The following is an 18,019-nucleotide window of genomic DNA, read 5'->3' as shown; positions in this document are numbered from 1 at the left end:
CCTGCTCCTTTTTCCGATGTATCTTCGACTACTACCGCAGGTAAGTGTTCCCGGGATGACAGGCCGTGCACACATTTGTGAGCCCGTCGATGCAACCAGGAATCGATACGTGCCTCGCTCTCCTCCATACCTGTTTTGAGTCTGATGGACAAGCAGTCGACTAAGAATTCTGCCGCAAGCAGCTAAAGAACAATACTGTCTACCTGACCCAGTGCTGGAGCATAGCTCAACTTGAGGAGTCTTGGATGGTCACTAGCCGCTGCCCGTGCACGGGATCTCTACTCTAGATACTCTGGTTGCCGGCTTGACGCTGCTCAAGCGCCGCGTGGGGTGAGCGACCATTGGGTCCCACGTCCGGCAAGGTCAGATTGCGCTCTTGGCATTCGTCGCGCCATCGGTGTCGCGCCCCATCGGATGTCAGAAAGTTCTGAACCAAGCAGATCGCTGCTCTGAACATAAATCAGACTAACAGTAACAAGCTAACATTTAACTCAAGTTCATTTTTAAAATGAACAACCAAACCTATTTAGTTAGCTTATTTACTGCAAACAGTACGCAATTGACTGCGATAAATCGACACAAATTCTCTTGAAACCCTTGGTTTACAAGGCTTCTCACCGGATAACGAATTGGCGGACCCAGGAAGCACTCCATTGGGAATATCCCAACACCTAAGGACTGCGCCGCCGCCGCAAATTTTTGTATCGACCCCGTTGACGAATTTTCTTCCTGTCATATCCCTACTTCCATCTTTCGATGGAAGTGACCCATGACCGTTCTACCCTCCGCAGCACTCAACGATTACATCGCTTCGCCCTACGGCCTCCTGCACTTGGAAGGCATCCACATCGGCCGGTTCCGCATCGACCGCGCCATCATCCGAGGCAGGGAAGCCGCCATCAATCTCCAAGAGTGCATCCTCGCTGCGCTCGATGAAACCAGGCGCAAGAGCGGCCTGAAGAACAGCACGCGCTATCCCGCCCAGCTCCCCATGGGCACCCCGTCGCGCCCTCTGGCCAAGGAGATCGAAGATCACCTGGAAGACATGCGCCGACGCCAGCTTGACCCGAAGACCGTCCAGTCCACCGAGCGCACGTTGAAGCTGCTGCTTCTCACCTGCGGCAATATCTCGGCGGCTCGAGTCGACTACTACCACATCCAAGCGCTCTGGAAGCTCCTGCGCTGGGCCCCAAGGAACCTATTGTCGGATCCGCTGCTGAAGGACCTCTCCTTTGATGAAGCGCTCGCGCTGGGGAAGGAGCAGGATGTGCCGCCGCTCGCGCCTGCCACTGAAGAGCGTCATCGCCGGTTCCTCGTCGCTTTCTTCAACCACCTGGTCAACGGACAGACCATCGACGTGTCACCGATGAAGGCATTCCGAAAGCCCAAGAAGGACGACACCATCGATCCAAACAAGGCGATCCGCCTGTTCGAGGACGCAGACCTGCAAGCCATTTTTGACCCGGCGACATTTATTCCCTGGGCCAAGAAACCTCAATATTGGTGGGCACCGATGATCGGCCTCTACACCGGAGCCAGGGTCAACGAAGTCTGCCAGCTGAAGTTGACCGACATCATCGAGGAACGCGGGGTGTGGTGCATCGCTTTCCAAAAGACGTTGGACCAAGACTTGGCCGCAGACCCAAAGCGCCGGCGGCGCAGCCGGCAAAGCATGAAAGGCGCGGGGTGCATGCGCATCATCCCCATCGCCAAGCCGCTCTTGGAGGCAGGATTCCTCGAATTCGTGGAGGACATGAAGGAGACGGGCCATCCGCGGCTGTTCCCGCTGCTCTCCGCCGGCGTGAACCGCACGACAGGGGAAACCAATGCGCGTTACAGCCAGCAGTTCGTCGTGGACTTCGGGCGCTACCTGAAGAGCCTCGGCTTCCCCAAGGGCGTCGGATTTCATGCCTTCCGCCATACGCTGGCCACCGAGCTCGACGTCAACGACGTGCCGGAGAGGGAGATTGCCCTGGTCACGGGCCACAGCACCGATCCCCGCGACCGGGTCCAGGTCTTGCGCCAGCACTACCTGCACAAGAAACCGCAGGTGACACGAAGCAAGCAAATCAGCGCCTTGGAGCTCTATCAGCCCAACGTGGAGCTGCCGCGCTACCAGCGGGGGCAGTTCGCTCAGTGCTTGGCTGATCCGAGCAGGTTCTATCCTTAAGGCCTCGGGCACATCCAGACTAGCTGAACCCGACTGTCTGACAGCGGTATACCCCTTCAGAAGTAGCGAGTCGCCCCAAGTGACCGACCTCAACCGATTGCGGGCTCCACAACTTGAGATACGCACCGCACTTGGGAACTGCTAGCCTTGGGCCTATGCTGGAAGACTGAAGGAACAGTAAGTGCCGGACTTGCCTACCGATGTGTGCCAAGACATCCAAGAACGACTGAGTCGATATATCGCCTCAAGAGATGGCTATGACTCTATTACTTATATCGCAGCAGGGGGGTCAGCAGCGACATACTCTGTAATGACGCCTCACGGAAAGCGCGCCATTAAGGGTTATGACCCCAAATTCCTATCGGGCGACATTGCCGACTCAACGAGAAGACGCCTCAACCTCCAGCGTAGCCTAATCGGCCACTCATGCGAACAGTTGGTCACGGTCTATTCTGTAGACGAAAGTGAAGGAACAGCCTTTGTGGAGATGGAGTTTGTTGAATGGCCCAGACTTAAAGATGTGACTTCCGCTGTCCCGGATAGCTCCGTATCCACATTAATACAACAACTGGTATCGGCAGTAACCTATCTGGAGAAGCTAGAAATTGTGCATAGAGACATAAAGCCGGAAAACATCCATGTCTCACCTGACTTTTCCAAGCTGTCGCTTTTAGATCTAGGCGTAGCAAGAAAAATCGGAAATGATGAGGATGATTCTGGACAAGGCACCGACCACGGAGAAACACGCCCTTTTATATCTACCGCACAATACAGCTCTCCAGAGTATCTATTCAGGCTGGATGAACCATCTCCAACCCTATGGAAAGCACTCAACATTTATCAGGTCGGCGCGGTGTTGCACGACCTGATAAACAAGCGACCACTTTTTCAAGAAGAAGTAGACAAAGGCAATCGCTGGCTACTCGCTCGAGCGGTCTTGGAGAAAACCCCATCGTTTCCAGATGCGGACCCCGCCAGGCTAGCTCGTCAGAAAGCGCTCGCGGCAAGATGCCTCGCGAAGGACGGCAATGTCCGGCTTCAAATAGCAAGCTGGAGTGATTTTTATATAGATGCACCAGCCGACGGAGTATCAGCGCTCCACGCACGTCTTAGCAAAATACAGAACTCCGCAGGCGCGATGTCCTTGACTGCTTCGGAGAGAAGGATCGAATTCGAACGCACAACATTTATGAAACGCCTGTGTGACTCCGCTAAAATGGAACTTATCTCAAGCGGCAAAAGTCGGATTCGTATAAAAATGCATCCACTTGGGGAAACGTCTTCAGCCGTGTATATATACGAAGTAGCCTGCGCTTCGGGACCCAGCATTGTGTGCAGAGTTTCATTCGAGTGGGGCTCTGAAATCAACACTACACGTGCAGCCATAATGCTCCAAGCAGCAATATGTTCAATCGACAATCTTCCAGAGGACTTAACAAAAATACCCGTTACCGAAGCGACGATCGGTGCCTCAGAAGAAATTTCTGTAAACATTCTCGCAAACAAGATAGCAGATATAACGATAGCCGCCATCGACGTCTGGGAAGCCAACCAGGGCCGCGATGAAATTCATGAAATGGACCTGCTGTCGGCAGGCCAAAAAGGAGAGGAATGATGATCACGAGCTGGTGGAAATCAAAGGATGATCTAGACCCAACCCAGTTAGAATTCATCAATCTTCCCGCTAAAGGACGATACCAACTTGAAGGGCCGGCTGGCTCTGGAAAAACTAATCTTCTTCTTCTTCGCGCCCAATTTGTCGCGGGTCAAGGAGACAAAAATGTGTTAGTGGTGACTTATACGAAATCCCTGAGTCGCTTCTTGCGAAGCGGCTTAGTAGCCACAGGCTTTATTGAAGACGACCAAGTTCGCACGTTCCACTCATGGGCCCGTAAACATGTAAAACTTTACCTAAACAAAGACATCGTTGACGGGGGTGATTTTGATGAAGCCGCTCGAAAAGCGACTGTAGAACTTTTAAGGGAAGCGAATAAGAAGATTCCGACAAAAAAATTGATTAGCTCTGTCTTTATAGACGAGGCGCAAGACTTGACGACTGAGGAAATCGAATGCCTTGCAGAAATCTCAGATAACATATGCGTTTGCGGCGACATAAAGCAAAGCATTTATCATCAGACTGGTCTAAAGGGAGCGGAGACACTAGGCCTCACAAAATACACACTCTCTAACCATTACAGAATTGGCCATCGAATTGCGCGCATTGCCGATCGAATAATCGCCCCCTCATCAGCTGCTGAATCTCTCGAAGCTACTTCGAACTACGATGAGAAGAAACTAGGAAAGTCAACTGCGGAACTTCATAGACTGCCTGATAGAGACGCACAGTTCGAGAAGATGCTTGAGATATTGAACGTCCAGGTATCGGCTTATGCAGGTGACCGAATCGGGGTCCTATGCGGCAAGCGAAGCACTGCAGAGGAAGTCTTTGGGCGATTGTTGTCCTCTGACTTGGGCACAACCTCCTGTAGCCACCTTATTGAGGGAACCGACTTCTCCAACGATGCTCAAATCCATGTAATGACCATGCACTCATCCAAGGGAGTGGAATTCAGAGCAGTTCACATGTTCGGAATTGAAGAATTAAAGCACGGACATATGAACAATCCAACGCTTTCCTACACTGCGGTCACCCGAGCAAAGACCGCCTTGAATGCTTACACCTCAGGAAAAACCAATCCCGAGCTGGAACAGGCTTTTGCCGAAAATAAGCCTTTTGATATTGACTCATTATTCCCAGGCGCTCACTAATGAATACCCCCAAATTTGTCTGGTATCAATTGAGCCGAGATGAAATTCCAGACTCCACTAACGGGCCAAGCGTATATCGCGGAAAGAATCAAGATAACGCACCTTCGCTGATTCCAAATTCTGGCAAGGTTTTAAGCGCGGGATTTTCCTGGGATGCGCTGGACGAGATAGAGAATCAAGCCCCCACAGCATTCGTGCTCGAAACACAAAGTGCTGCCGAGACTCTCTCTTGGCTTCGTGTTTACGCTACCGAAGCATTTCCCTTGAGCCAATTTGGCCGAGTGCTTTCTTTTGACGATTGGGAGATGATTTCTAATCAGGACAGTCCAAGCTATTCATTCCGCGACGACCGGTGGGCCAGCGTTGTTCTCGGAGAGCTTCTTGCGCAGAGCGAACAAGACATTAGCCTTGATACAATTTCGCTTTCGAGAGTGCAAGCTTGCTTCTCTATAGCGATTGCGCGAGCTCATAAGTTTTATGACTCGCATAAGGTAACACGCGCATCAACAGAGAGATTAAGATCAATTGAGTCTGACCCCAGATTCCTAAGACGCAGCGTTAATGTCGATGCTCTGGTGCCGATTTGGTCGCTAGCATCCACAAACATCGGGCCTGTGTCCGATGTTTGGGAATTAGCGGAATTCATTGCGTCAGCTGCAAGTGCTTACCATGACAAAAAAGAACACACTCCAGTATCAATAGAGACCCTTCCCCAGGGCCTTCGCAGCGAATCAATCGAGGAACGCGTGATTGCGTTTCAGCATTTAGTCTCACTCATTTTAAAGACCAGCCAGACTTCGCCCAACCATGCTTCACAACACGCAGCCATTATTGCAGCCGCTGCCTTTCTCGTTGGACCAGGAACTAGCCATGCTTTTCTTATCAAGAAGTCCGAAAAACTAGCCCCTCTGGCCCAAGTGTGGTTCGGCCTAATTGCCGGGCTGGCCGGCCGAAAATATTGGGACTCCGCCTGGACTAAGGCCCTGAAAGGAGCTGAGAAGCACGTAAAAGCATCTTTCTCATGGTCTGACCCTCCGATCTCCGACATTTCTTGGATTGAACACAACTGGATCACCAATGCCATTCGAGGACCTAAGGCATTTCAAGGAATCTCGCGACAAGTGCAAACCTCACTTTCGATCGAAATATTCCCCGGAGTGTCGTGCCAGATGCGATTACACACGGACGACAATCGCAAGCAGTCCAACACGCCCCCGCCCGTCTCGCCTCCACCCATGGAGACAGGAATCTCTCCAGAGCTTGTAGCAGTGATTGAGCAGCTACACAGATACGCAGAGAAGGCTAAAAGCATTGTGCATATGCAGCGCCCCTCAACTGAGGATATGTTTGGTGAGTCAGGCACAACCAAGGGAAGGAGAAGCAACAAGAGAACGAAGAGTTAATTTCAATTCTTCCAACACATAATTCGGGGGAGAATCAGCTCCCCCATTCATTCAACAGCCCTGATACCAAGAGAGCCGACTCCCCCAGACAAGCCCCCTTACATCGAATGGCTCGTAGCGCAAGCGACAACCATTCTTTGGGCACTCTTGAGCCAGGACTTTCGGAATAGCAGCCTATTTGATCAACGGATGCTTATTTGAAGTGATGGAGACGACGAGCCACAATCTCGATGTGCATGATTAAACGACCGATCTCCAAGTTGTGAGCGTCTCCGTTCGAGATTCGCTTTTTGTCAAGAAGCTTGACTAGCTTCCGCGCATCTGTTGCTACGTCCGTTCCAGCCCCTTCCAATATTAACTGCCGTGCAGTCCGCACATCAGGACCTTGCGCTCGGAACTCCTCTATCAATGCGAGGATTCGCTCCCCTTTAGTTTGGGGCCGGTCGGCGCACCCAAGTGCCAAACTCTCGCGCTGAGAATGCACTACATCCAAACCAGCATTCAACTCGCTTCGAACCCGCGCCCAAATGGCATCACGACGGTCTTGGGTGGTCCCCCAGTGAGTCCCGTGGGTGTAGCAACTGGAAAGGCGAAGAACTTTTTTATAAGTCTCAGGGAGCAATTCGTAGGACTCGATGACTGCGACCACGAGGTCGTCAAGCAACTGCTCTTCCATGGGGTAGTCTTGACGCGACAAATGGTCCAAGCGTTCCAAGTTGTGCTCAACAGCCCTATCTCCTACTGAAAACGTTCGATGTGCCACGCTTCCTCCGTCACTCTTTTCCCGATGAGACCCACTCGCGAAGTTTAGATAAAACTTCCTGTTGCTTATCTACAGGTAAGCCCGCCATCAAGAGGATCGCATCAGCAATAACATCCGAGGTGGCATGAAAATACGCCACCGGTAGATCAAGCGCTTTCGCCAGCGATTCCATAGTCTTTTCATCCGGCATCCGATCCCCGCGCTCATATCGCGATATCCGCGGCGCTGCCGAGTTCTCGTCCTCTAGGCCAAGCACCGCTCCCAACTCAGCTTGAGTCATCCCCCTGGCCTGACGTGCCTCACGCAGGCGACGTCCCAATGTTCGGGCAGGAGGAATAGGAGCGGGCACTGTGGCAAAGATCGAACGATTGCTGACTGAGCCCGCAGTCTGACTGTTCCAAGTTTGCATTGCATTTGCCAATATGGCAAACATCGCCAGCGTGGCGACCTTACCGGGGCTCCTCATGAAGCACGCAGGACAAGGAGCGCTCGCTGCGCTCTTGGCGTTGACGCTAGTCTCGCCTTTCAGCACCTTCGCCCAAGATGTGCCGGCACAGAAGCCCGGCTTCTTCCGCCAGCTCGGAAAGAGCTTGGCCAACTCGGGGAAGCAGATGGTTGGCATCCAGCCGAGCTCCGGCACGAAGGCTGGGAGCCAGGGAACGGGCGCGATTTACACGCCTATCAGTGGCGCCGGAAAGCTGCCCGGCCTCTTCAAGGGTGATAACCACCAGCAAGCCCAGCTCGGGAAGCTGGAGTGGCCCCGAGTCGCGTTGACCTTCACCGAGTGGGGCGCCTCCCTTCCCTGTTGGACTGCGGAGGCCCGCATCTGGACCAGCCCCACGGCTTCGACGACCGAGACCTTCCGCACCTGCTTCGATGCTGCTGTGACTGAAACGGACGACTTGGGTGAGACGGCGGAGCTCAACACCTCAGCTCTCTGGAAAGGCCGAGACACCCTCAACGGCATCCGCGTGCCTCCCAGCAAGCCCAACACGGGCGCACAACGCTCCACCGGTCCCAACCCTCCGGCCCAGCCCTTTGTCGTCAACGTAAGCCGAGCAGGGGTTGCTGACCGCGCCGTGGACGTGTCGCTGCGCGTCGCCTGGGTCTCGGGATTCCTCCAGACCGCGGACTTGCACCTAGGCCCATCGGGAATGCTGACGCCCTTCAAAGACACCAGGCTCTGGATCGCTGCCTTCAAGCCCGACGGGAACCGCGACAAGTAAGGCCCCCTTCGCCAACCCTGTTTCCGCCTCAGCAAAGGAACGACATGAAAAATGCACGAATCGCCTTGGTCTTCCTGACCTTGGCCCTGGGCCTGACCGCCTGCGGCGGCAAGCCATCTTCTGACAATGCCAAAGAAGCGTTCGTCCGGCTGCTACAAGACAGCGGTGCCGGCCAAGTCACCGACGTTCAGAATTTCGAGCTCACCGGCTGCGTGGAAGCGGAGGGCGCCGAGGGCTACCGGTGCGACACCCGTGGCCAAGCCTTGCTCAACATTGAGGGCCGGCAGGTGCCGATCCCCGTCAGCAAGAACCTGAGGTATGCCAAGGAATCCGGAACCTGGAGGGCCTACGCCAAATGAGCATGAAGACCGATTCGGTGGCAGGAACGTCCGTCGACGCCCTGGGGGCTGGCGGAGACGCCGCGCGGCGCGCGGCTCCCAAGAAGGTCATGACCCCGCACAACCGCTTCTTCTGGTGGTTCTCGCTGAGCCTGCTCTTCCTCGGCCCGTTTGGCTTCGTCGTCGGGCCGCTGATGGCTCGCCGGGGCCTGCGGAAAGCGGAGCGCTTTTACGCTCTCGAGGCTCATATGGCACGCCAGCGTGACCGTGGCTTCAGCTGGTGGCAGTGGTGGGTCATGACGCCGCTGACCGTCATGGGAGCCTTTTGGGTCACGTCAATGCTTAGCGGGCTCCCCATGGTGCTGGTGGTGCTCTGGGTGCAGCTGACCAGCTGACGATCACCCACGCCTGAAAACCTAAAGCGCACGGTGCTCGACGAGGCGTTCCGATTACTGGAAACATCTGACGATCTCCTCCACGCCGCCACTGCTGTGACGGAGCCAAGGTCAAGGCGAGTCCTGTCAAGCTATACTTGGCTGCAAGCAGTAGACGACCCATTCTCACGCCAGTTGACAAGGCGTGCCATCTAGCGCAAGTATGGACGCCAACACAGACGTAGATGATGAAGACGACGGGTTGACAGCCTCACTCACATTAGCTATAATGTTCGGCTGATAGAAATCAGTCCAAAGAATCAGCAGATCAATGAATCTGACTACTTCTAGGACGCTTGTCGGGGGCCAAAGTGATGGAAAAGGTCGAGGTTCTCTTTTTCATACGACGTCCGCAAGTTAGGGAATCTCAAAAAGTATGATTTCAAACTAAAAACCACTACCCTGCGTAGTGGTTTTTTAGTATGCGCAGGTATAAAGGAATAGCCAAATGAATACTACAGAAATCCAAGCTGGAAAGATCCTGACTCGCCTATTGCAATCAGGACCAGAAAAAGCTGCCCGACTGAAACAACGTTTGATAGCAGAATATTCGCTGGCGGGCCTTGGACGCTTTGACGAAAAAGCGATGGGATACAAAAAGTTTAAAGATTTCCTAGAGCGCTCACAGGGAGGGTTGACTGCAATTTCAACTGCGGAAGGGGGCGATATAATCGTCAGTCTTAATCCAAAAGCTGTAGTTGAACCCTCAACACCGATTCAGCAAAGAAAATCAGTTGTTATTAGAAGCGATGTTTGGCAGGCCTTCTTAAACCAGGACGCCGCCAGAAAAAGATTTCTCAACAAAGATTCGTTTGATGTTGTGCATTTCAAGACCGATGGAGAAAATTTTTTAGCACCTGACCCCTCAAAATTTATCGAAATACTTCCGCTAAGCAAAGACATTTTGAAAAAATGGATGCTCGAATTCTTGCGAGACACAAGACTCGCTGAAGATCATCGATTAATTCTTGATGAAATGCTAAACAACGCCGAATACTCCAGCGCATTGAACCTAACTTTTACACAAGCGTTAGGAGAAAATGCTCCTCAATGGAAGTCTTTCAGAATAGAAAGGGTTTATCGGGAGATATCGCAGTGGTCGGCTGCTAACGGAATTGATGCAGCACATCTTTTGGTCCAACAAAAGCAATGGACTACTGATTCTCCAGAGGAAAAAATTTCACACATTCGAGAGCACATATTCAAGCTCTTAGAGATAACTTCCGACGCAGATCTCGAGAAAATAGTTCTTCCAATATTGGTGGCAACGAGCCTCATCCGCACTCGCACTTAAGGAGCGCAAAATGAGCACTGCATGCATAATTGGACTTCCTCGGGAGCTGAGAACACGCTTCATCACACAAGCCGGCCTTTATAACTTAGATGCAACAGTGGTTATAGCCGAGAGAACCAAGAGTGGAGAATATATTATAGTTCCTAATCCAAGCCATGCTGCTGCCGCGGTCCATGCTTATCAGAACTCACACGACGACTATAGCGAAGTAAGGATTTTTGCCCTGCCCTATGCCCCACTTCCTCTTGAGCTCCGAAAGGAACTGATTGAAATCAAGGACATCCAAGGCCCAAAAAGTGACGGCATGAATGAAGTAAGCTGGCCAAAATATACAGCCTTCGCTGAACATGGAGATTTCTTAGAGGCTCTATATAAAAAACTATGCGAACTTTTTTTTCCACAAGAATCACTTTTATCTGAAAAGATAAAAGCCATAGCTCGCTCAGTAAAAAACCTGAATCTCTTTGAGAATGCGTTTGAAACTTGCGACGAAATACCAAAACATCGCTTTGACTTTGCCATAAAGGCGACATTTGCCTTGAGAGATCTTGTTAGATATAACAAATCAGAAGGGACACTTGCCAACTATTTTAAAAGTCGGGGAGTTAAATATGCAGCAACCGGCGGCGGAATTAAGTATAATCTAACCGTCCTCAAGGATGATAAGAAAGTTTACCAGGACGAAAAAGAGGATCATCTCAAAGAAGGTGATGCCACCACCCCCGCTGCGGCAACTCGGTATTACTTTCAAGCGTTTAGAATTGAAAACAGTTTTCATGCCGCAGTTTTCTATATTGGAATTCACCGAGATGAGCGAAACAAAGATGTTATTTATCACAGGACATTAAAACTTTAACCCCGTCAAGCGCTGAATAATTTACCGTAATATTTTAAGAAAAAATTACTAGAAAAGAACTCCGTGCAATCCGCAGTCGGTATGGATTCGATAAACTGGATAATGCTGCATAACGTGCCGCATTATTCTCCAAACGATGTGCCCGTTGCCTCGTCGAATGGCATCCAACTTCGTCGCCAATGAATGAACTCGCAGTGTGTCTCCCGAGCATCGGCCACGCCTCGCCAGCTATGGGCTAGCTAAATTGGCTTCGCTCCCACTCTGGTCATAACGTTGTCAGGTAGAGTTCATACGCGACCAGCTCAACCGCTGCTGGCTAGACTCCATAACTAACTATTTCAAGTTGTCCGCAAACTTTCCAGAACTATAAACAGGAAGGGACAGTAGCGGACTGAACCTAGCAAGCGTAGCCACCCGGTCCGGCAGGCTCCGGCGGTCGATGTAAAACTTCTCCAATACGGTCTGCCCAGTCCCATGTCCCGTGAGCGCCCCAATAGCGGAAGCCGAAACCCCTGCCTCGTCCAGCTTTGAAGCGATGGTGTGGCGGAAGCCATGGAAGCCCTGCCCCTTCTCCGAGACCCCTTGCCGCTTGATGTAGACGGAGAACTGCCGGCTCAACTGCCGCCCATAGCCCAGCCCGGTAGAGTTAGGCAGGTCTGGAAACAACCGCTCAACCCCAGCCTGCCGTGCCTCTTTCACGTAATCCAGGAAGCCGCAATCGATCACCGGCTGAGCCAGCGGGATGAACCGCCGGCTGTGCTTGTTCTTGATGCTCTGCTTCTTGCCCATCTTGCGGACGAAGAAGCCGGGCACGCCGTCGATGGTGTCGATGTCCTCAAGCCGCAGCTGCGCGATCTCGTTGACGCGAGCGCCCGAGTAGAGCCCCAGGATCGGGCCAAACCACCGATGGGGGTATTTCGACGCCCACTTCGGGAACTCCACCGGATCGAAGATGGCCTTCAACTCGGCATCGGTAAACGGCGAGCCCGTGTCTTCCGAGTCAGGCGTGGAAATCGCTCGGATGCCTGCCAGCGGGTTTACCGCCAGGTGCTTACCCTCGACCAGCGACACCAGAAAGACGCTCAACCGTTGCCGGTGCTTGGCCATGGTCCACGCAGCCGGCTCTGGTTCGCCGTTCTTCTTCGCCAGCTTGATGACCTCAGGCACCGACAAGTCTCGGTAGGCCGGCCGCTTGGTCGCATTCGACGGCCAGTAACGCACGCCCCCGAAGAAGGCCCGCACGTGATCCTGGGTCAGCGAGGCCACGGGCACGTCCTTCCCGATGATCCCGGCGAACAGGCGCAGGGTGTGGCGGCTTTCGAGCACGGTCTTTTGATGCAGACGTGCCCCGGCCAGGTCCCTCAAATGATCGGCCATCGCCTTGGACAGCATCAGCGCCTTGGGCGCATCGCCGGAGATGCGTTGACTGCCCTCGCGCAACTGCTGACGACGCTTGGCCACCCTTGCCGCCGTGACCTCGGTGGGCTCTGTCTGCCGCGCCCGCACCATCAGGTCTCCGAAGATCTCGGCATCGGCGGGGTTGTCCAGCTGCGCCTGCGCGATGCGCGTGCCGTCCGGCAGCGTCACATCTTTTAGGGTCAGCTCTTTAATGTCCCCATTGCGAACCTTTTCCAGCAGTTCTTCCAGATCCACGGTCATCCCTTTCCGCATGGCATCGAATGCCATCGATAGTGCCATCCCCATCGTGGCGGCCGCCAGCCTGGCGTGGTCACCACGACGGTTTCCCAGCGATCGGACAAGGTAACGCGAGCCGATGGAGGCTCGAAGATCGGTAGGGACAAAGAAGCGCGCATACAGGCCGGCAGCGCGCGACATCATCAGAGGCTTGGGCAAGATTGATACCTCGATTGATACCTCAAGGGGCATCGCTCGGAATCATCAATCGGCCAAAATATTCAACCCAGTCAATCACTTACAAACTGAGTAAAAGCTCTGGAGCGGGCGATGGGAATCGAACCCACGTCAGTAGCTTGGGAAGCTACAGCTCTACCATTGAGCTACGCCCGCGTGGCGTGGGGAGAGTTTAGGCGGGTGCGGGCATCGGGCGCAATGTGCGTGTGGCAGATTGTGCGCCTGCCGGGCCCACCTCAACACCATCGGCACCAGGACAGGACAGCCGTTGCCGTGTGCAGCCAGGCGCGACACACGGAGTCCACCTACGACGAGGGCCGGTTGCCCGGCCCTCGTGTGTTACGGGTGCTGCGCGATCTGCAGTGCGTGGATCAGAAGCTGCCGCTGAAGTTCACGAACAAGGTGGCATCGCGGGCGCTGCGCTGGGCCGTGGTGGTGCTCAGGCCGACGTTGCTCTGCAGGCCCCACAGGCCGGTGCGCGCACCCAGCACCACGGTGGCGTAGTTGCGGTCGAAGTTCTGGCCGGGAACGGTGTACATGCCCACTTCCGGCATCGACTGCAGCCAGGCGCTGGCTTCGCCGCCGTCCTTGAACTCGTGGTCGTAGGTCGCCTGCAGGTACGGCTTGACCATGGCGCCGTCCAGGCGCACCTGGAAGCCGACGCGTCCCACCAGCGAGTCGATGTCCTGGTCGGCGTAACCCAATGCGGTCGCGCGCTCGTTGCTTTCGGTGTAGCCATCGAGCTTGATCTTCTGCCAGGTCAGGCCGGCCACCGGGCCGTACTTGACGTTGCCTTCGCCCAGCGAATAGCCGGCATTGAGCGCGGCGGTGAGGTTGCTGCCGTCCGGCGAGCCGCTATGCACGCGGGTGGCCGGCCCGAGCTGCACTTCGCGGTCCACGTCGTAGCTGAGCCAGCTGTAGCTGACCTGGGCGTTGACCCACACCGGGCCGGTGTACCAGCCGAAGAAGCCGCCCAGGGTGGTGTCGTCCTGCTTGAAGCTGCCGTTGCGCTTGCCGAAGTCGGCGTCCATGCGGCCGAAACCGGCAAAGCCGCCGAACACCAGGTCGCCCGCGGTCCAGTCCACCCCGAACAGGCCGGCCGGCGCCATGCCGTCGTACAGGTCGGCGTGGTCGTAACGCTGCATGTCGCCGCGCACGCTCCCCCACCAGCGCAGGCCGTCGGCGTCCGGCTTGCCGTCCAGATGCCAGGCCACCTGGTCGGCGCGCGCGCGGCCACCGGCCTGCGCCGAATGGGTCAGCACCTGCTGCAGACGCGGCGCCTCCAGCAAGGAGATCGCGTACTGGCCCAGGATCTGGTGTACGGCAGTGGTCGGGTGGATGCCGTCGGCGAACACATAGGTGTTCTGGGCGTTGGCGGCGACCAGGCTGGTCGGGTTACAGGCCGGCAGCGGCACGGCCGGGTTGCAGGCGGTGCTGGTGACGTTGCTGAAGCCGAAGGTGCCCGGCGTGGCGACGATCTCCTGCAGCATGTGGAAGGTATCGACCGGGATCACGCGCAGGCCGGCCGACTCCAGGCCGTTGAACAAGGCGGTGTTGTAGGCGGTGGCCGCGCCGGTGCCCTGCGCCATGCCCACAGCGCCGCCAGCGCGGAAGCGCGGGGTGAGGCCCACATCCGGAATGGTGGGCACCATAACGTAGCGTGCGCCGGCGTTCTGCAAGGTGGCCACGGCACCGACCTGGGCGGTGACCGCGCTGCCGATGATGGCTTGCGCCTGTGCCGGTGCAAGGGACGCGGCGAGCAGGTCGTTGGCGCCGCCCCACACGGTGTAGAGCGCGTTCGGGTCGGCGCGGCCGCCATTGGCGGTGAGGTAGGTATTGATCTGGCTGGTCACCGATGGAGCGGCGCCCAGCGCGCTGATCGAACTGGCCTGGATGCGCGCGCCGCCGGCGGCATAGTTGTCGCCGGTCTGGCCGTTGCCGTTCGGGGCGGCGTTGGTGCCGAAATGATCGGCGACATATTCGGCCCACACCCAGCCCGGGTTGGTGGTGAACTTGCCGGTGACCGCGCGCGAGGCGGCCGGCAGCAGCGGGTTGTAGTAGCCACTGTCGGTGAGGCTGTCACCGAAGAACACGGTCCGGTCGAAGGCCGACTCGGCCATGGCCGGGGTGGCCGCGATAGCGATGGCGACCGCCATCAGGGAGCGGATCGGGCGAAGTGTTGAAGCCATGGGAGTGCCTGCTTGGAGTGAATGGGACCGGACCGGCCTGCATACGTACGCCGGCGAATGGCAATGGTTTCATCCCCGCCGTCCGTGCTCACGCTGCAGTGCCGCATAACGCGAACGCGCGCCCGGACGGCGCGCGATGCCACAATGATGACATGAACATTCAACTCAACGGCAGCCTGCGTACGCTGCCCGACAATCTGCCGTTGGCCGCGCTGCTGGAACAGGAAGGCCTGGCACAACGCCGCGTTGCGGTGGAAGTCAACGGCGAAATCGTGTCGCGCGGGCGGCATGCCGAGCACGCACTGCACGAGGGCGATGTGGTGGAGATCGTGCATGCCTTGGGCGGCGGCTGACCGTCAGGCCAGGCTTGCTACCGGTGCCACTTTTCACGCTCACTGTTCGCTACGAGCTCGACTGGTTTTCAACCCAGCTCACCGCGCCGGACGCACTCGCAGGCGTGAGGCAGTTTTTCGACAGGACGTACCCGTCGATTCGTGAGGACGCCTTCGGGGCATTGGCGCCCGATGTCAGCGCCGCGGACCTTGTGCTTCTTATTCCGCTGGAGGGGCTCACCAATGCCTGGGCCGCAACGGCGGGGCGCGGCGGCGAGTACGTCGAAGTCGTGTGTTCCAGGACCAGCGGTGACGATCCAGCCTGACGACGCGCTCGCGCGGCAGTCAACGTACCCGCGCGTGATGGGTGATAATTGCGCCATGACCACTCCCGCCCCCTCCGATGCGTTGCTGATCGCCGGCAAACGCTACCGCTCCCGCCTGCTCACCGGCACCGGCAAGTTCAAGGATCTGGACGAAACCCGCCTGGCCACCGAGGCCGCCGCCGCCGAGATCGTGACCGTGGCGATCCGCCGCGTGAACATCGGCCAGGACCCCAACGCGCCCAGCCTGCTCGATGTGCTGCCGCCGGACCGCTACACCCTGCTGCCCAACACCGCCGGCTGCTATACCGCCGAAGATGCGGTGCGCACCTGCCGGCTGGCGCGCGAGCTGCTGGATGGCCACAACCTCACCAAGCTGGAAGTGCTGGGCGACGAGAAGACCCTGTACCCGGACGTGGTGCAAACGCTCAAGGCCGCCGAGCAGCTGGTGGCCGATGGTTTCGAGGTCATGGTCTATACCTCCGACGACCCGATCCTGGCCAAGCGGCTGGAACAGATCGGCTGCGTGGCGGTGATGCCGCTGGCCGCGCCGATCGGCTCGGGCCTGGGCATCCAGAACAAGTACAACCTGCTGGAAATCATCGAGAACGCCAAGGTGCCGATCATCGTCGATGCCGGCGTGGGCACCGCCTCCGATGCGGCGATTGCGATGGAGCTGGGCTGCGATGGCGTGCTGATGAACACCGCCATTGCCGGCGCACGCGATCCGATCCTGATGGCCAGCGCGATGCGCAAGGCGATCGAGGCCGGCCGCGAAGCGTTCCTGGCCGGGCGCATTCCGCGCAAGCGCTATGCCTCGGCATCGAGCCCGGTGGATGGCGTGATTGGATGAGTGGGTGGTCTGCTGGCGCCGTGCATTCGACCGTCTGCGTTGCGCAGCCGCCAGGCAGTGGCCGCTCGACGATAGGTGTGACCGGATCCGGCGTCGCTTCGCCCGTGCCCTCACCCCAACCCCTCTCCCAGCGGGAGAGGGGCTCTTTCTGCTCTCCCAGCGGGAGAGGGGCTCTTTCTGCTCTCCCAGCGGGAGAGGGGCTATTTCTGCTCTCCCAGCGGGAGAGGGGCTCTTTACTGCTCTTCCAGCGGGAGAGCGACAGTCTTTGCTCTCCCGGCGGGAGAGAGACTCTTTGCTCCTGTGCTGGGCGACGCGTTATCGCGCACGCGCAGAGCGTGCGCTTGCTGACATGACCGAGCTTTCATGACCGACCCGTTTACCAGCGACGGCGCCAAGATGCCGCCCAAGCCCTTCACCATCGAAGAGGGGCGCCGCCAGGTGCGCAGCTTCGTGTTGCGCCAGGGCCGTTTCACCCCTGCGCAACAGCGCGCCTTCGACGAACTGTGGCCGCGGCTCGGGCTGGACTACGCCGGCACGCCGCGCGATCTGGATGCCGCATTCGGGCGCAACGCGCCCAAGGTGCTGGAGATCGGTTTCGGCAACGGCGCCGCACTGCGCTTTGCCGCCCGGCACGACCCCAGCCGCGACTACATCGGCATCGAGGTGCATGCGCCTGGGGTGGGCCGGCTGCTCAACGCGCTGGACGAAGACGGCAGCACGCATGTGCGCCTGTATCACCACGACGCGGTGGAAGTGCTGGAACGCGAGATCGCCGATGGCGCGTTGGACGAAGTGCGCATCTACTTCCCCGACCCGTGGCACAAGAAGCGCCACAACAAGCGCCGCCTGATCCAGCCGGCGTTTGCGCAGTTGCTGGTGCGCAAGCTGCGCGATGGCGGCCGCCTGCATGCCGCCACCGACTGGGCCGACTACGCCGAACAGATGTGGGACGTGCTCGATGCCACCGCCGGCCTGGTCAACCGCGCCGGCCCGCGCGGCCACGTCGAACGCCCTGCCTGGCGTCCGCAGACCCACTTCGAAACCCGCGGCCAGAAGCTTGGGCATGGCGTGTGGGATCTGCTCTATGACCGGGATTCGGGAGTGGGGATTGGGGATTCGTAACAGCGCCTTCCCGCACACTCGACGCCGCAGCAGCTCAACGAATCCCCACTCCCGAATCACGAATCCCGGCCCCCA

17 protein-coding genes and 1 tRNA gene are annotated in these 18,019 nt (G+C 57.0%); 13 read left to right on the top strand and 5 right to left on the bottom strand.

All coding sequences use genetic code 11. The annotated features are described in order from the left end of the window. Nucleotides 1-769 precede the first annotated feature (769 nt). The 4 genes from XcodCFBP4690_RS00175 to XcodCFBP4690_RS22275 all read left to right on the top strand — a co-directional run bounded on the left by XcodCFBP4690_RS00175 (nucleotide 770) and on the right by XcodCFBP4690_RS22275 (nucleotide 6,342). Nucleotides 770-2,170 (top strand): site-specific integrase, encoded by a 1,401-nt coding sequence (locus tag XcodCFBP4690_RS00175; protein ID WP_104539073.1) that lies wholly within the window; start codon nucleotides 770-772, stop codon nucleotides 2,168-2,170. A 181-nt stretch (nucleotides 2,171-2,351) separates the two neighbouring features. Continuing rightward, nucleotides 2,352-3,785, top strand: coding sequence for a protein kinase domain-containing protein (locus XcodCFBP4690_RS00170; RefSeq protein ID WP_146091790.1), 1,434 nt, complete (start codon nucleotides 2,352-2,354; stop codon nucleotides 3,783-3,785). Further along, nucleotides 3,785-4,939, top strand: coding sequence for a UvrD-helicase domain-containing protein (locus XcodCFBP4690_RS00165; RefSeq protein WP_104539265.1), 1,155 nt, complete (start codon nucleotides 3,785-3,787; stop codon nucleotides 4,937-4,939). The genes XcodCFBP4690_RS00170 and XcodCFBP4690_RS00165 overlap by 1 nt, the downstream gene beginning before the upstream one ends. Next, nucleotides 4,939-6,342 carry a hypothetical protein gene (locus XcodCFBP4690_RS22275; RefSeq protein WP_146091789.1) on the top strand — a complete coding sequence of 468 codons (1,404 nt, stop codon included), beginning with the start codon at nucleotides 4,939-4,941 and terminating at the stop codon, nucleotides 6,340-6,342. Before XcodCFBP4690_RS00165 ends, XcodCFBP4690_RS22275 begins: the two co-directional genes overlap by 1 nt. A gap of 193 nt (nucleotides 6,343-6,535) precedes the next feature. On the opposite strand, the gene XcodCFBP4690_RS00160 is transcribed toward XcodCFBP4690_RS22275, so the two are convergent. Both XcodCFBP4690_RS00160 and XcodCFBP4690_RS00155 read right to left on the bottom strand, forming a co-directional pair. Beyond that, on the bottom strand, nucleotides 6,536-7,018 hold the full coding sequence (locus XcodCFBP4690_RS00160; RefSeq protein ID WP_104539071.1) for a hypothetical protein: 483 nt from the start codon (nucleotides 7,016-7,018) through the stop codon (nucleotides 6,536-6,538). A 97-nt stretch (nucleotides 7,019-7,115) separates the two neighbouring features. Beyond that, entirely contained in the window at nucleotides 7,116-7,514 is a 399-nt protein-coding gene (locus XcodCFBP4690_RS00155; RefSeq protein ID WP_244183540.1) for a helix-turn-helix domain-containing protein, read from the bottom strand. A gap of 55 nt (nucleotides 7,515-7,569) precedes the next feature. Here XcodCFBP4690_RS00155 and XcodCFBP4690_RS00150 point away from each other — a divergent pair, with 55 nt between their 5' ends. The 5 genes from XcodCFBP4690_RS00150 to XcodCFBP4690_RS22265 all read left to right on the top strand — a co-directional run bounded on the left by XcodCFBP4690_RS00150 (nucleotide 7,570) and on the right by XcodCFBP4690_RS22265 (nucleotide 11,253). After that, complete coding sequence (locus tag XcodCFBP4690_RS00150) at nucleotides 7,570-8,331, top strand: hypothetical protein (protein WP_104539263.1); 762 nt, start codon at nucleotides 7,570-7,572, stop codon at nucleotides 8,329-8,331. 44 nt (nucleotides 8,332-8,375) lie between these two features. Beyond that, nucleotides 8,376-8,690: a hypothetical protein gene (locus tag XcodCFBP4690_RS00145; RefSeq protein WP_104539070.1), complete on the top strand. Its 315-nt coding sequence runs from the start codon at nucleotides 8,376-8,378 to the stop codon at nucleotides 8,688-8,690. Then, nucleotides 8,687-9,064, top strand: coding sequence for a hypothetical protein (locus tag XcodCFBP4690_RS00140; RefSeq protein WP_167394400.1), 378 nt, complete (start codon nucleotides 8,687-8,689; stop codon nucleotides 9,062-9,064). The genes XcodCFBP4690_RS00145 and XcodCFBP4690_RS00140 overlap by 4 nt, the downstream gene beginning before the upstream one ends. A gap of 487 nt (nucleotides 9,065-9,551) precedes the next feature. Further along, nucleotides 9,552-10,397: a hypothetical protein gene (locus XcodCFBP4690_RS22270; RefSeq protein ID WP_146091788.1), complete on the top strand. Its 846-nt coding sequence runs from the start codon at nucleotides 9,552-9,554 to the stop codon at nucleotides 10,395-10,397. Between the two features lie 10 nt (nucleotides 10,398-10,407). Beyond that, a complete protein-coding gene (locus XcodCFBP4690_RS22265) occupies nucleotides 10,408-11,253 on the top strand; it encodes a hypothetical protein (protein WP_146091787.1) in 846 nt (281 codons plus the stop codon). 333 nt (nucleotides 11,254-11,586) lie between these two features. On the opposite strand, the gene XcodCFBP4690_RS00135 is transcribed toward XcodCFBP4690_RS22265, so the two are convergent. The 3 genes from XcodCFBP4690_RS00135 to XcodCFBP4690_RS00125 form a co-directional block, all read right to left on the bottom strand. Continuing rightward, nucleotides 11,587-13,140 carry a site-specific integrase gene (locus tag XcodCFBP4690_RS00135; RefSeq protein ID WP_104539069.1) on the bottom strand — a complete coding sequence of 518 codons (1,554 nt, stop codon included), beginning with the start codon at nucleotides 13,138-13,140 and terminating at the stop codon, nucleotides 11,587-11,589. 67 nt (nucleotides 13,141-13,207) lie between these two features. Next, nucleotides 13,208-13,281 (bottom strand) — tRNA-Gly (locus XcodCFBP4690_RS00130). Nucleotides 13,282-13,496: 215 nt separating this feature from the next. After that, on the bottom strand, nucleotides 13,497-15,281 hold the full coding sequence (locus XcodCFBP4690_RS00125; RefSeq protein ID WP_104539068.1) for an autotransporter outer membrane beta-barrel domain-containing protein: 1,785 nt from the start codon (nucleotides 15,279-15,281) through the stop codon (nucleotides 13,497-13,499). 185 nt (nucleotides 15,282-15,466) lie between these two features. Here XcodCFBP4690_RS00125 and thiS point away from each other — a divergent pair, with 185 nt between their 5' ends. From thiS to trmB, 4 genes are all read left to right on the top strand, one after another. Beyond that, nucleotides 15,467-15,667, top strand: coding sequence for a sulfur carrier protein ThiS (thiS, locus tag XcodCFBP4690_RS00120; RefSeq protein WP_104539067.1), 201 nt, complete (start codon nucleotides 15,467-15,469; stop codon nucleotides 15,665-15,667). 23 nt (nucleotides 15,668-15,690) lie between these two features. Further along, entirely contained in the window at nucleotides 15,691-15,972 is a 282-nt protein-coding gene (locus XcodCFBP4690_RS00115) for a hypothetical protein (protein WP_146091786.1), read from the top strand. A 55-nt stretch (nucleotides 15,973-16,027) separates the two neighbouring features. After that, on the top strand, nucleotides 16,028-16,822 hold the full coding sequence (locus XcodCFBP4690_RS00110; RefSeq protein WP_104539065.1) for a thiazole synthase: 795 nt from the start codon (nucleotides 16,028-16,030) through the stop codon (nucleotides 16,820-16,822). Between the two features lie 363 nt (nucleotides 16,823-17,185). Then, nucleotides 17,186-17,944, top strand: a complete 759-nt coding sequence (gene trmB, locus XcodCFBP4690_RS00105) for a tRNA (guanosine(46)-N7)-methyltransferase TrmB (RefSeq protein ID WP_104539064.1) — start codon at nucleotides 17,186-17,188, stop codon at nucleotides 17,942-17,944. The last annotated feature ends 75 nt before the right edge of the window (nucleotides 17,945-18,019 follow it).

It is taken from the genome of Xanthomonas codiaei, assembly GCF_002939785.1.
Classification (GTDB): domain Bacteria; phylum Pseudomonadota; class Gammaproteobacteria; order Xanthomonadales; family Xanthomonadaceae; genus Xanthomonas; species Xanthomonas codiaei.
Note: the sequence above shows the minus strand (reverse complement) of the source record. Positions and strands in the feature narration are given on the sequence as shown.